Here is a 13574-nt window from a genome sequence, read left to right as displayed (position 1 = left end):
TCATATGCCCCTTCGGCCCTGCGTCACTCACGCCCCCTGTCTGCCCATCGCCAAACACGCCCCCCCGCCCCCCGGCCCAAATGAATGCGCCCTGCCGGGGGCGGCAGGGCGCGGCACTTTTGGTTCACGTGTTTGCAAGCAGCCGAACCATCAGGCCCGTTCTGGGTAGCGCGATTCGGGTTTCCGCTTCGTTAACGCCGTTAAGGCCCTCACGCATTTCCGGCGCTCAGGCGCCCTCGAATTCGCAGAGCACCGAGACCTCCATCCCGAGATCCTCGAGCAGCTTGCGCCCGCCAAGCTCCGGCAGATCGACGATGAAGGAACAGCCGACGATCTCGCCGCCCAGCCGCTCGATCAGCTTGATCCCCGCGCTGCAGGTGCCGCCCGTCGCCAGCAGGTCGTCGACGATCAGCACCTTCTCGCCCGGCGCGATCGCATCCTCGTGCATTTCCATCACCGCCTCGCCATATTCGAGACTATAGGCCTGCGAGATCGTCTGCCCGGGCAGCTTGCCCTTCTTGCGGATCGGCACGAACCCTTTCGAGAGCTGATGCGCGATCGCCCCGCCAAGGATGAAGCCGCGCGCCTCGAGGCCGACGACCTTGTCGATCTCCTCCCCCGCCCAGGGGTGCAGCATCTCGTCGATCGCCATGCGGAAACCCCGCGCATCGGCGAAAAGCGTGGTCACGTCGCGAAACAGGATCCCTTCGTGCGGGAAATCGACGATGGTGCGGATGTAGTCCTTGACGGTCTTGCGGGGGGTCATCTGTCAGGCTCCGAAAGTGGGTTTGACGGTCATCGGCGGCAAAGCCGCGGGGCGGACGGGGCAGCGGGCACTCACAGCACCCGGCCCATCACCGGCGCGAGCTTCGCCATCAGCTCCGGGTCGCGTTTCGCGGGCGCCGTCATGATCGCGCTGTCGAGCGCATGGCCACAGCCCGCTTCGCAATCCTGCGCCGGCTCGGCCAGCAGCCCGGGCAGCGCGGCGACCAGCGCGCGCGCCTTGTCGGCATTCGCCATCGCGGTGGCGACGACCTGCGCCACATCGACCGCGTCATGCTCGGGGTGCCAGCAATCGTAATCGGTGATCATCGCCACGCAGGCATAGCAAAGCTCCGCCTCGCGGGCGAGCTTCGCCTCCGGCATGCCGGTCATGCCGATCACGTCCGCGCCCCAGCTGCGGTAAAGCCGGCTTTCGGCGAGGGTGGAAAACTGGGGCCCCTCCATCGCGACATAGGTGCCGCCCTCGTGCACCGCGGTGCCGGTGGTGCGCGCCGCCGCCGCGCAGGCGGCCGAGAGCCGCGCGCAGGTCGGATGGGCAAAGGGCACATGGCCGACGAGCCCGGGGCCGAAGAAGGATTTCTCCCGCGCGAAGGTGCGGTCGATATATTGGTCGACGATCAGGAAATCGCCCGGCGCATAGGCCTCCTTCAGCGAGCCCACGGCGGAAACCGCGACCAGATCGGTGACCCCCATCGCCTTCATCGCACAGATGTTCGCGCGATAGGGCACGGTCGTCGGCGTATGCACATGGCCCCGCCCGTGGCGCGGCAGGAAGACCATCTTCACTCCGTTAAGCGTGCCGCTGAGCAGATCGTCCGAGGGCGCGCCAAAGGGCGTGTCGACCGCCTGCCACATGGCCCCCTCGAGCCCGGCGATGTCATAGACGCCCGAGCCGCCGATCACCCCGATGATCCGATCCATCGCCCTCTCCATGCTGTTTTGCGGGGCGAGATTAGGCGTGGTGGACGGCGGAGGAAAGGGCGTATTAAACTCGTCCGTCCGCCCCGGCGGAGGCATCCGGGGGAGGACGGAATGGAGAATATCCGCGGCGCGGCGCTGATGACCGTGGCGATGGCGCTTTTCGCGCTCGAGGACATGTTCGTGAAACGCGCGGCGGGGCATCTGCCGGTGGGCGAGGTGCTGATGCTCTTCGGGGCAGGGGGCATGATCGCCTTTGCGGCGCTCGCATTGGCGAAGGGGCAGCCGCTCTGGCATGCCGCGGTGGCGAGCCGGCTGATGCTGATAAAGGCGGTGTTCGAGATCCTCGGCCGCATCGGCTATACGCTCGGCATCGCGCTGACCCCCTTGTCGAACGCCTCGGCGATCTTGCAGGCGACGCCGCTCGTCGTCGTCGCGGGGGCGGCGATCCTCTTTCGCGAGCGGGTCGGGCCGCGGCGCTGGGCGGCGATCGGCCTTGGCTTTCTCGGCGTGCTGGTGATCCTGCGCCCCGGGCTCGAGGGCTTCGTGCCCGCCGCGATGTGGACGGTGCTCGGGCTTCTGGGCTTTGCCGGGCGCGATCTCTCGACCCGTGCGGCGCCGAAGGTGCTGACCAATTTCCAGCTCGGCATCTACGGTTTCGCCGCGCTGATCCCGGCCGGCGCGATCATCCTCGCCGTCACCGGCGGGGCCGCACCGCCCCCGGCCGCGGCGCTCGCCCCGATCGGCGGCGCCGTCGTCGTCGGCGTGATCGCCTATGCCTGCCTCACCGGCGCGATGCGCCTGGGCGAGGTCGCGGTCATCACCCCCTTCCGCTACACCCGGCTCATCTTTGCGCTGATCCTCGGCATGCTGGTCTTCGCCGAGCGCCCCGATGCGGCGACCCTCTTCGGCGCGGCACTGGTGGTGGCCTCGGGCGTCTACACGCTCCTGCGTGGCGCGCGCAAACAGGGGCTCTAGGGGGCGCTGCCCCCCGGCCTTCGGCCTCCCCCCGGGATATTTGGCCACTTTGGAAACGGGTTTCTACAGAGCTCAAATATCCCGGGGGAGCGCAGCGGGGGCGGGGCCCCCTCCTCAGCCGCCCGGGGGGCGATCGAGTTCGAAGGTCTCCGAGACGGCGGCGTAATCCTTATAGCCCAGCCGGCTGAGCCGGTCGGGCGGCAGGTAGCGGCCCTCACGCAGGCAATCGGGGCGGATATGCACCCCGGTCACCTCGCCATGGATCAGGAAATTCGAACGGCCGAGCAGCGGGATCACCTGCACCAGCCGGCATTCGAGGCTCGCCGGCGCCGCCGCCACCCGTGGGCAGTCGATCGTGATGCAGTCCGCCTTTTCGAGGCCCGCATGGGCGAATTCGTCCTCCCCCGCGGCGAGCGGCGCCGAGGAGGCGTTCATCGCGTCAATCAGCGCCGAGGTGACGAGATTGACGCAGAACACTCCGCTTTCGCGGATCTGGGCGCAGCTGTCCTTGGTGTCGCCGCGATCGGGCTTCGCCGAGGTCGAGGCAAAGACCACCTGCGGCGGCACATAGGCCACCGCGTTGAAGAAGGAATAGGGCGCGAGGTTGTCCCCCAGCGTGCCCCGCGTCGAGATCCAGCCGATCGGGCGCGGCGCCACGATCGCGTTGAACGGGTTATGCGGCAGGCCATGGCCGTCTCCGGGGCGGTAGAACATCGCTACTCCTTTGATTTGAACCTGACATTAGCGCGTGTTAGGCGCGTCATGCGAGGGATTCGGGGGCGGCATGTATCAGCTCGAGGAAGAGACCGAGGCCGACTGGTGGGAAGTGGAGGCGCTTTATGACCTCTGCTTCGCGCCCGGGCGCACGGCGCTGTCGTCCTACCGGCTACGCGACGGGGTGGAAAAGGTCCATCCGCTCTGCCTCACCCTGCGCGAGGACGGGGTGCTTGCCGCGGTGATCCGCTACTGGCCGGTGAAGGTCGGCGGGCAGCGCGTGCTGCTTCTGGGCCCGGTCGCGGTGCACCCGACGCGCCAGGGCGAAGGGCTCGGCGGCCTTCTGATGCACGAAAGCCTCGCCGAGGCGCGCCGCCTCGGCTGGGAGCGGGTGCTGCTCGTCGGCGACGCGCCCTATTACAACCGCTTCGGTTTCGAAAAGATCGAGGGTGTCGAGATGCCGCCGCCGACGAACCCCGACCGCATCCTCGCGCTCGAACTGCAGCCGGGCGCCTGGGACGGCGTGCGCGGGCGCGTCGAAAAGTTCACCGCCTGATCTGGTGCGCACCGGGGCGCCGGCCCATATTCGCAGGGCGGGATACCCCCGTCGCGAGGATGCCATGACCCCCGAGATCCTGTTGCCCGTGACCGATCCGACGGTCGTCTCCGAACTCGACGCGCTGGCGAAACGCCATCGCGCGGCCGCGGGGCCGGTGATGCAGGTGCTGAATTTCGTCGGCGGTTCCGCCGAGGGGCTGCTCGCGAAACTGCCGCAGCCGGTGCGCGACGGGCTCGAAGGCGCGACCGAACGCGCGCTCGATACCGCGATGGGGGCGGCGGCGCGCTCGCGCGGCGTGGTCGCCGACCGGCCCGACTGGGTGAACAAGCTGCTCACCACCGCGATGGGCGCGGCGGGGGGCTTCGGCGGTCTGCCCGGGGCGCTGGCGGAACTGCCGCTCACGGTGACGATGCTTTTGCGCGCGATCCAGGGCATCGCGGCGGAGCACGGCTTCGATCCGGCCTCGGAGGAGGTGCGGATCGAATGCCTGCGCGTCTTCGCCTCCGCCGGGCCGCTGGCGAAGGACGACGGTTCCGACATGGGCTTCGTCACCGCCAAGGTCACGATCACCGGCTCGGGCCTGTCGAACCTGATCGCGCGCGTGGCGCCGCGGCTTTCCGCCGTGCTCGGCCAGAAGCTCGCCGCGCAGACCGCGCCGGTGCTGGGCGCGGTGGCGGGCGCCGCGGTGAACTACGCCTTCACCAGCTATTATCAGGAGATCGCGCGGGTGCATTTCGGGTTGAAACGCCTCGCTCGCGAGAGCGGCGAGGACGAGGGCCTCCTACGCGAGGAACTGGTCGCGCGGATCACCCGGAAAAAGTGAGTTTTCCGCCTCCGGCGGGAGTATTTTAACCAAGAAGAAGACGCAGGGATTTCTTCTTGGCCCAAATACTCATCTGCCCCCGCCACCCGCGCGCGGTCGGTGGGTCAGAGCCCGGCGAGGTAATGCGTCACCACCGGGCGCACGCTTTGTGCGCCCTGCTTGCGCGCCTCGAGGATGAGGTGGCGCAGATCGTCGAGATTGGCGCGGCGGATCAGGTGTTTCACCGGGCCGATCGAGGCGGGGCGCATGCTCAGCGAACGGATGCCGAGCGCGGCGAAGGTCAGCGCCTCGATCGGGCGGCCGGCATCCTCGCCGCAGAAGCTCAGCGCGGTGTGGTTCACCTCGCAGCGCGCGATGATCCGCTCGAGGAAGGTCAGAAACGCGGTGTCGAGCGTGTCGTAGCGGCGCCGCACGCGCTCATTCTCGCGGTCGGCGGCGAAGAAGAACTGCTTCAGGTCGTTGCCGCCGATCGAGATGAAATCGCAGGCCTCGAAGAAGCTGTCGGGCGCAAAGCCGAGGCTCGGCGTCTCCAGCATCGCGCCGATCTTCAGCTCGGAGGGCACCGGCCGGCCAAGCGAGGCCTCTCGGTCGCGCTCGTGCAAAAGCGAGGCCTTCGCCGCGTGGAACTCGTCGGGGGTGGCGATGAAGGGGAACATCACCGACAGCGGCCGCCCCTCGGCGCCGCGCAGGAGCGCCTGCAACTGCATCCGCAGCACGCCCGGCTTGTCGAGCCCGACGCGGATCGCGCGCCAGCCCATCGCCGGGTTCGGCTCGTCCTGCGGCTTCATATAGGGCAGCACCTTGTCGGAGCCGATGTCGAGGGTGCGGAACTGCACGCGCTTTTCGCCCGCGGCATCCATCACCCGCTTGTAAAGCGCGGCGAGCTCCGAGCGCCGCGGCACCCGGGTGCGGATCAGGAACTGCAGCTCGGTGCGGAAGAGGCCGACGCCATCGGCGCCCGACCCCTGCAGCGAGGGCAGATCCGCCATCAGCCCGGCATTCATCATCAGCGAGATCGTCTGCCCGGAGAGATCCGTCGCCGGCAGCTCGCGCAGATCGGCATAGCGCTTCTGCGCCACCGCCTGCATCGCGATCTTGTCGCGGAAGGCCGCCGCGACCGTTTCCTCGGGGCGCAGATGCACGAAGCCCTGATCGCCGTCGACGAGGATCTGATCGCCGTTCAGCGCCTCCATCGTGATCCGCGTGGCATGGATCACCAGCGGAATCGCCAGCGCCCGCGCGACGATCGCCGCATGCGAGCCGACCGAACCCTCCTCGAGCACCACGCCCTTCAGCTTGCGCCCGTAATCGAGGAGCTCGGCGGGCCCGATGTTGCGCGCCACCAGCACCGGGTTGAGCGGCAGCTCCGCCCCGGTGTCGCTGCCCTGCCCGGTAAGCAGCCGCAACAGCCGGTTCGAGAGGTCGTCGAGATCGTGCAGCCGCTCGCGCAGATAGGGGTCGGTCGACAGCTCGAGCCGCGCCCGCGCGGTCGACTGTTCCTTTTCCACCGCCGCCTCGGCCGAAAGGCCAAGCGCGATGTCCTCGCCCATCCGCCGCACCCAGCCGCGCGAATGCGCGAGCATCTTGTAGGCCTCGAGAACCTGCCGCTGCTCCTTGTCCATCTGCGCGGCGCCGATCAGCATGTCGTCGATCTGCGCCTGCAGCGAGGAGACCGCCTGTTCCAGCCGCGCCTTCTCCGCCTCCGGATCGTCGCCGACCGGGTTCGTCACCACCACCCGCGGCTCGTGCAGCCAGACATGGCCCTCCGCCGCGCCTTCCTGCCCGGTGGCGCCACGGAACATGACCGGAAAGCGATGCGTCGCGCCGATGCCGTTCTGCTCGCCGGTGAAGGCGCCAAGCTCGGTCATTTCGGCCAGCACCATGGCCACGACCTCGAGCCCGTAAAGCTCGTCGTCGGAGAATTCCCGCGCCTCGCGCGACTGCACGACCAGCACGCCGAGCCTTTCGCCCACGCGCTGGATCGGCACGCCGAGGAAGCTCGAATAGATCTCTTCGCCGGTCTCGGGCATGTAGCGGAAGCCGGGTTCGGAGGGGGCGTTGCCGGTGTTCACCGGCTGGCCCGAACGCGCGACGCGGCCGACGAGACCCTCGCCCAGCCGCATCCGCGTCTGGTGCACGGCCTCGCGGTTGAGGCCCTCGGTCGCGCAAAGTTCGAGCGTCTCGGGGTCGCGGAAGAGGTAGATCGAGCACACATGGGTGCGCATCGAATCGGCGATCAGCGCCGTGATCCGGTCGAGCCGGTCCTGCGCGCCGCCGCCCGTGGCAAGCGTGTCGCGCAGGCGTCGCAACAGGGTGCGACTGTCGCTTTCGCTGCGATCGACCATGGCCCTAACTGCCCCCGACTCCTGACAAGGGCCTGATCCCGTTCAGCTCAGGCCGTTTTCTCCAGCTCGAATGCATCATGGAGGGCCTGCACGGCCAGTTCCATATATTTCCGGTCGATCAGGACCGAAATCTTGATCTCGGAAGTCGCGATGACCTTGATGTTGATGTTTTCCGCGGCGAGCGATTCAAACATGCGCGCGGCGACGCCGGCGTGCGAACGCATGCCGATGCCGACGACCGAGACCTTGGCGACGTCGGTGTCGATGATCAGCTCGTCATAGCGGATCTTGCCCTCGGCCTTCGCTTCCTCGAGCGCCTTTTGCGCGCGGGCGACCTGATTGATCGGGCAGGAGAAGGTCATGTCGGTGACGGCGCCCGGGTGACGCTCGTCATAGTCCTTCTCCGAGATGTTCTGCACGATCATGTCGACGTTTACGCCCGCCTCGGAAAGCGGCCCGAAGATCGCCTGCGCGACGCCGGGGCGGTCCTCGATGGTGAAGAGGGTGATCTTGGCTTCGTCGCGCGAATAGGCGACGCCGGAGACGACTTTCGATTCCATGATTTCTTCCTCACCGCAGACAAGGGTTCCAGAATTTTCGTCGGTATCCTCGAAGGAGGACAGCACCCGCAGGCGCACATTGTAGCGCATCGCCAGTTCCACGGAACGCGTCTGCAGCACCTTGGCGCCGAGGCTCGCGAGTTCGAGCATTTCCTCGAAGGCGATCTTGTCGAGCTTGCGCGCCTTCGACGAGATCCGCGGATCGGTGGTATAGACGCCGTCGACGTCGGTATAGATGTCGCAACGCTCCGCACCGAAGGCGGCGGCGAAAGCCACCGCGGTCGTGTCCGAGCCGCCGCGGCCGAGCGTGGTGATCCGGCCCTCGGGCGACAGCCCCTGGAAGCCGGCGACGACCGCGACCTTCATCCCTTCGGAGAATTTCGCGTCGATATTGTCGCGCGGGATCGAGACGAAACGCGCCGCGCTATGCGCCGAGGTGGTGTTGATCGGCACCTGCCAGCCCTGCCAGCTGCGCGCCGGCACGCCCATCTCCTGCAGGCGCAGCGCCATCAGCCCGGCGGTCACGTTCTCGCCCGAGGACACGACGGCGTCATATTCGCGCGCGTCATAGAGGGGGGAAGTCTGTTCGACCCAGCCGACGAGCTCGTTGGTCTTGCCCGACATCGCCGAGACGATCACGATGACGTCATAGCCGCGCTCGACCTCGCGTTTGACCTTCGCGGCCGCATTGGCGATGCGGTCGAGGTCGGCCACCGAGGTGCCGCCGAATTTCATGACGAGAAGCGGCATATTCCCCTCCAAAGTCGCGCCGGACCCCCTGTCCGGACGGTGCGCCCCTGCTAGCGGAAGGGGGCGACGCTTGCAAGAGTGCGGCTGCGTCGCAATCGCGCGATCGGCGGTCCTGGCGCCCGTTCCGGCGCCCTTTTGCCCGCCGCGAAAGCTTGTTCTCGCCGTGACGGGGACGTCGTGCGATCGTCATGCGACTGTCACGCAGGCGGAGTAGCCCGTTCGCGTCATGGTTGCGGAGGGGAAGATGAGTCTGGCTGAGGTCGAGGCACGGGAGCGGCGGGCGCAGGCGCGGGGGCTGTTTCGCGCGCTCGAGGTGCTGCGCGCGGATATGGCGCGGCGTGCGGGGGAAACGCTCGAGGGCTGGGACGAGCTGATCCGGCGCCCCGAATTCATGCCCTCGGCGCGCAATCTCGCCGATTATCTGGCGCTGCGCCGGGGCGATCTGGTGCCGTTCCAGGCGCCGCTCGCCTCGCTCGGGCTGAGCTCACTCGGGCGCGCCGAAAGCCATGTGCGCCCCTCGCTCGACGCGGTGCTCGCCTCGCTCGCGCTCATTGGCGGCGAGGGCGTGGCGGAATATCCGCCGGTCGAGATCTTCGCCGCCGGTCCCGCACGGCTCGCGGCGCGGCGCGATGCGCTTTTCGGCGCGCGCCGGGGCCATCCGAACACGCGGATCATGGTCACGCTGCCCTCCGAGGCGGCGACCAGCGCCGAGCTTGTCGCCGGGCTGATCGCCGAGGGCGCCGATTGCATGCGCATCAACTGCGCCCATGACGGCCCCGATGCCTGGTCGGCGATGATTGGCCATGTGCGCCGCGCCGCGGCCGAGGCCGGGCGGCGCGTGCCGGTGCAGATGGATCTGCCCGGGCCGAAGCTGCGGGTCGAGGAGGTCGCCCCCGGCAAGGCCGCGAAGAAGGAAAAGACCGACCCGGGCGAGACCGGCCGCCTCTTCGAGGGGGACAGGTTCGAGGTGGTCGACGTGCTCTCGGCGAAAGCCGAGCTGCCGCAGATCACGCTCAGCCATCCGGCGCTGATCGCCGCGCTGGAGGTCGACGGCGCGCTCTGGATCAACGACGGCAAGATCCGCGCGAAGATCCTCGAGGCGCATCCGGGCCGGGTTCTGGCCGAGATCACCAGCACGCCGAGCAAGGGCGCGAAGATCAAGGTCGAGAAGGGCGTGAACCTGCCCGGCGTCGATCTGCGGGTGCCGGCGCTGACCGAGGAAGACCTCGGCCATCTCGATTTCGTGCTGGGCCACGCCGATATCATCGGCTTTTCCTTCGTGCAGACCGGGGCCGACCTGCGCGCCCTCTTCGCCGAGCTCGAGGCGCGGGCGGAGCCGGTGGGCGAACGCTCCGGCCCCTCGCTGATGCTCAAGATCGAGACCCCGCTCGCGCTGCGCAACCTGCCCGCGCTGATCGTCGAGGCGGGCGGGCGGATGCCGGTCGGCGTGATGATCGCGCGCGGCGATCTTGCCGTCGAGATCGGCTTCGAGCGGCTCTCCGAGATTCAGGAGGAGATCCTCTGGCTCTGCGAGGCGGCCGAGGTGCCGGTGGTCTGGGCGACGCAGGTTCTGGAAAACATGGTCAAGGACGGCCAGGCGAGCCGCGCCGAGATGACCGATGCCGCGATGAGCCAGCGCGCCGAATGCGTGATGCTGAACAAGGGGGCGCAGCTCGGCGCGGCGGTGACCTTCCTGCGCGACGTGCTGGTGCGGATGGACCGGCATAACAACAAGAAATCGCCGCGGCTCGGCGCGCTCGGCCTCTGGCACGATTTCTGAACGGGGAGGGGGCTCCGCCCCCGCCGGCCAGGGCCGGCTCCCCCGAGGTATTTCGGGCAAGATGAAAGCGCTCGCATCCCTTCATCTTGCCGGAAATACCTCGGGGGGCTGCGCAAGCAGCGGGGGCAGCGCCCCCTCTGCCATCAGAACGGAATCGCGGTGCCGTCGTAGCTCTCGAAACAGCCGGTGGTGGCAAGGTCGAGCGCGGCAAAGCGTGCGCTCAGCCCCGCGACCGATTGCGCCGGCGTGATCTCCGCCTGCGGCCCGCCCATCTCCGTCTTCACCCAGCCCGGGTGATAGATCCCCACCGCGATCCCTTCGGGTTTCAGATCGGCGGCCAGATTGCGCCCGAGGTTCAGCGCCGCCGCCTTCGAGGCGCGGTAGATATAGCTGCCGCCCGGCGCCCGCGCATCCGAGGCCATCGCCGAGGAGATGATCGCGATCTTCCCCTGCGCCGCGCGCAGGTTCGGCAAAAGCGCCTGCACCGTCAGGAATACGCCGGTGACATTGGTGGCGAAACTGCGCTCCCAAAGCGCGGGGGCATAGCCCTGTTCGAGCGCCTGCCCCTTGTCGGCATAGACCCCGGCATTGCAGACGAGGAGGTCGATCGGCAGCCCGTTCAGCCGCCGCGCCAGCGCCTTCGCGCTCGTCGCATCGGTGACGTCATAGGGGATCAGGTCGCCCTCGGCGTGGCGCGTGGTGCCGAAGGCCGGGGTGCTGGTGTGGCGGTAATGCGCGAGAAGCGCCGCGCCGATGCCGCGGCTCGCGCCGGTGATGAGAATGGTCATTTTCCCTCCTTGCCTCGCCGCCATGATGGCGCTGCGCCGGGCGAGTTCAAGGGCGATTTCAACGGGATCCGTCGGGCGATCAGTTCGTCTTGCGCCGGCTCGGGAAGGGCAGGGGGGTGACCGGCACCCCCTCCTCGATCAGCGCGCGCGCCTCTTGCGGATTGGCCTCGCCATGGATCGCGCGCTCGGGCGCCTCGCCCGCATGCATCGCCCGCGCCTCGCGTGCGAAATCCTCGCCGACGTAATCGGAGTTCTCCTCCACCGCCCGGCGCATCGCGGCGATCGCCTCCTCCAGCGCCCCCTCGGGCGCGGAAAGATGCGGCGCCCCGGACGGCGGGGCCTCTGCGTCCACGGCCTCCGGCGCCGCGCCGGCCTTGCGCGCGGGGCGCACGGCGGGCGCCATCAGCGCCTTCTCGACCCGGGTCGAGCCGCACTGCGTGCAGCTCACCATCCCCGCGGCGCGCAGCTTCTCATAGGCCTCGGCCGAGGCGAACCAGCTCTCGAAGACATGGTCCTGGTCGCATTTGAGCGTGTAGCGGATCATCGTTGCGCCATCGGTGGGATCGCCCAGACATAGGCCATGGGGCGGGAAAAGCAAGCACCGCCGCCCGTGGCTCAGGTCCGCGGCAGGTTGCGCAGCATCACCGCAAGCTCGGGCTCCTGCACCGCCTTCGCGGCCTTCTTCGCCGACATCCATTTGCGCCGGCGCTGGCCACGTTCGGGAAACCGCGCCTCGAGCCGGTCGACGCGCACCGGATGCACCTCGACCCGGCAGGTATGCACGCGGCCCGGGGCGATCATCTTCGGGTAAAGATAGCAGCCGATCGCCGGGCCGGTCAGCGCGCCGATCACCCCGGCCTCTTCCCAAGCCTCGGTGAGCGCGGTCTCGCCGCCCGAACGGTCGGTCATCTGCCAGCCCTTGGGCAGAACCCAGCGTCCGGTATCGCGCGAGGTGATCAAGAGAACCTCACGTTTTCCCGCCTTCTTGCGGGTGCACAATGCCGCGAATTGAACCGGCACGACCCCGCGGGAATCCCGCAGCAGCGCCAGCTTTCGTTCAAACTTCATAACCTCGCCTGATCGGCCGTTCGGCCGGTTCTTGCTCCCTTGATGCCCGCAATATAAGGCAAAATGCCGCAAGTTTCCACCGCGTCACCGCGCCGGAACTGTGACAATTCACGAAAAGGCGGTGTTTTGGGCGTTCAGAGCCGGCTTTGCGCAAGGATTTCGCGCGCAAGTGTTGCCGGCCCGGCCCCGTCGCGCAGCGCGGCAAGCGCCGCCTGCGCCCGCGCGGCGAGATCGGCCTGCCCGGCGGGCGCGGTCTCGAAGGCCGCCGCCAGCGTCGCGGCATCGCGCACCGCCAGCGCCGCGCCGCCCGCATCGAGCGCGGCAAAGGCCGCCGCATGGTTCGCGACCGAGGGGCCATGCGCCAGCGCGCAGCCATAGGCCACCGGCTCGAAGGGCGTATGCCCCCCCTTCGGCGCAAGCGTGCCGCCGATGAAACAGATCCCCGCCGCCGCATACCAGTTCGCCATCTCGCCCATCGTATCGGCGAGCAGCACCGGCGCCCCGGGCGCGGCGCCACTGGTGCGGCTGACATGGGCGAGCCCCCGCGCCGCGATCAGCCGCGCGATCTCCTCCGCCCGGCGCGGATGGCGCGGCGCGAGGATCAGCCGCAGTTCCGGGTCATGCGCGCGCGCCCGGGCAAAGGCTTCAAGCACGATCTCCTCCTCGCCCTCGTGGGTCGAGGCGGCGAGCAGCGTCTTTTCCCGCGGCCAGGGCAGGGCGAAGCCGGGCGGCGGCGCGCTGATCTCGGTCTTCAGGTTGAGCCGGGGCAGCAGCCGCGCCGCGGGCAGGCCAAGGCTCTGGAAGGCCGCTTCCGAGGCCTCGTCCTGCGCCGAAAGCGCGGTGATCGTGGCCATCAGCCGCGGGCCGAGGCCGGTTTTGCGCCAGCGCGCGGCCGAGCGCGCCGACATCCGCGCCCCGATGACAAAGACCGGCAGCCCCCGCGCCGCCGCCATCGCGAAACGGTTCGGCCAAAGCTCGTTCTCGATCCCGATCAGCGCGGCGGGGCGGTGGCGCGCCAGAAACCGCGCCACGCTCCAGCGCGCGTCGAGCGGCGCTGCGCGCACCGCGATCCGGGGATCGCCCCAGCCCTGCGCCATCGCCCGCGCCGTCACCGTGTTCACCGTGACGAGGAGGCGCAGATCGGGCCGCGCCGCCTGCAGCGCCGCGATCAGCGGGCGCGCGGAAGCGAGTTCGCCATTCGAGGCGGCATGCAGCCAGAGCGCCCCGGGCGCGGCAGCCTCCCCGCCGCCAAGCCGCTCGGCCAGCATCGCGGCGGGCTCGCCCCCGCGCAGCACGCGGCCCAGAAGCCGCGCAAGCAGCACCGGCAGGGCGAGCGACAGAAGAAGGCGATAGAGGATCAAGCGGGGCTCCCGGGTTCGGCGGCATCAAAGCCGGGGCGGCGGGCGGATGCAAGCACCCGCGATGCTGCGCGCGCATTCGCGACCGGGCGCAAAGTCGTTTTGCGAAAATGCGCCTGCGCGCCCCCTTGCGAGGGGGCGCGTCCCTTG

The 13574-nt window shown here is 69.0% G+C and carries 13 protein-coding genes; 4 read left to right on the top strand and 9 right to left on the bottom strand.

What is annotated here, in order from left to right:
• Positions 1-226 precede the first annotated feature (226 nt).
• Both AB7U46_RS04435 and AB7U46_RS04430 read right to left on the bottom strand, forming a co-directional pair.
• Positions 227-766, bottom strand: coding sequence for an adenine phosphoribosyltransferase (locus AB7U46_RS04435; protein ID WP_428335726.1), 540 nt, complete (start codon positions 764-766; stop codon positions 227-229).
• Positions 767-837: 71 nt separating this feature from the next.
• The gene (locus tag AB7U46_RS04430) at positions 838-1704 is read right to left on the bottom strand and encodes an S-methyl-5'-thioadenosine phosphorylase (protein ID WP_428335725.1); all 867 of its coding nucleotides are present in this window, start codon (positions 1702-1704) and stop codon (positions 838-840) included.
• Positions 1705-1815: 111 nt separating this feature from the next.
• Between AB7U46_RS04430 and AB7U46_RS04425 the strand changes: the two genes are divergently transcribed.
• On the top strand, positions 1816-2679 hold the full coding sequence (locus AB7U46_RS04425) for a DMT family transporter (protein WP_428335724.1): 864 nt from the start codon (positions 1816-1818) through the stop codon (positions 2677-2679).
• A 114-nt stretch (positions 2680-2793) separates the two neighbouring features.
• Here the strand turns inward: AB7U46_RS04425 and AB7U46_RS04420 are convergent, their stop codons facing one another.
• Positions 2794-3393 (bottom strand): flavin reductase family protein, encoded by a 600-nt coding sequence (locus AB7U46_RS04420; RefSeq protein WP_428335723.1) that lies wholly within the window; start codon positions 3391-3393, stop codon positions 2794-2796.
• Between the two features lie 70 nt (positions 3394-3463).
• On the opposite strand from AB7U46_RS04420, the gene AB7U46_RS04415 reads away from it, so the two are divergent.
• Both AB7U46_RS04415 and AB7U46_RS04410 read left to right on the top strand, forming a co-directional pair.
• A complete protein-coding gene (locus AB7U46_RS04415) occupies positions 3464-3949 on the top strand; it encodes a GNAT family N-acetyltransferase (protein ID WP_428335722.1) in 486 nt (161 codons plus the stop codon).
• 64 nt (positions 3950-4013) lie between these two features.
• Positions 4014-4775: an EcsC family protein gene (locus AB7U46_RS04410; protein ID WP_428335721.1), complete on the top strand. Its 762-nt coding sequence runs from the start codon at positions 4014-4016 to the stop codon at positions 4773-4775.
• 104 nt (positions 4776-4879) lie between these two features.
• On the opposite strand, the gene ptsP is transcribed toward AB7U46_RS04410, so the two are convergent.
• Positions 4880-7120 (bottom strand): phosphoenolpyruvate--protein phosphotransferase, encoded by a 2241-nt coding sequence (gene ptsP / locus AB7U46_RS04405; protein ID WP_428335720.1) that lies wholly within the window; start codon positions 7118-7120, stop codon positions 4880-4882.
• A 47-nt stretch (positions 7121-7167) separates the two neighbouring features.
• Positions 7168-8430: an aspartate kinase gene (locus AB7U46_RS04400; RefSeq protein ID WP_428335719.1), complete on the bottom strand. Its 1263-nt coding sequence runs from the start codon at positions 8428-8430 to the stop codon at positions 7168-7170.
• 244 nt (positions 8431-8674) lie between these two features.
• Here AB7U46_RS04400 and AB7U46_RS04395 point away from each other — a divergent pair, with 244 nt between their 5' ends.
• Positions 8675-10210, top strand: a complete 1536-nt coding sequence (locus tag AB7U46_RS04395; protein WP_428335718.1) for a pyruvate kinase — start codon at positions 8675-8677, stop codon at positions 10208-10210.
• Between the two features lie 143 nt (positions 10211-10353).
• On the opposite strand, the gene AB7U46_RS04390 is transcribed toward AB7U46_RS04395, so the two are convergent.
• The 4 genes from AB7U46_RS04390 to AB7U46_RS04375 all read right to left on the bottom strand — a co-directional run bounded on the left by AB7U46_RS04390 (position 10354) and on the right by AB7U46_RS04375 (position 13427).
• On the bottom strand, positions 10354-10998 hold the full coding sequence (locus AB7U46_RS04390; RefSeq protein WP_428335717.1) for an SDR family oxidoreductase: 645 nt from the start codon (positions 10996-10998) through the stop codon (positions 10354-10356).
• Positions 10999-11077: 79 nt separating this feature from the next.
• On the bottom strand, positions 11078-11542 hold the full coding sequence (locus AB7U46_RS04385) for a DUF1178 family protein (protein ID WP_428335716.1): 465 nt from the start codon (positions 11540-11542) through the stop codon (positions 11078-11080).
• 71 nt (positions 11543-11613) lie between these two features.
• Positions 11614-12066: an NUDIX hydrolase gene (locus AB7U46_RS04380; protein WP_428335715.1), complete on the bottom strand. Its 453-nt coding sequence runs from the start codon at positions 12064-12066 to the stop codon at positions 11614-11616.
• A gap of 134 nt (positions 12067-12200) precedes the next feature.
• On the bottom strand, positions 12201-13427 hold the full coding sequence (locus tag AB7U46_RS04375) for a 3-deoxy-D-manno-octulosonic acid transferase (RefSeq protein ID WP_428335714.1): 1227 nt from the start codon (positions 13425-13427) through the stop codon (positions 12201-12203).
• Positions 13428-13574: the final 147 nt, after the last annotated feature.

This window comes from Paenirhodobacter sp., assembly GCF_050177655.1.
GTDB lineage: Bacteria > Pseudomonadota > Alphaproteobacteria > Rhodobacterales > Rhodobacteraceae > Rhodobacter.
This window is presented reverse-complemented; position numbering and strand designations above follow the sequence as displayed.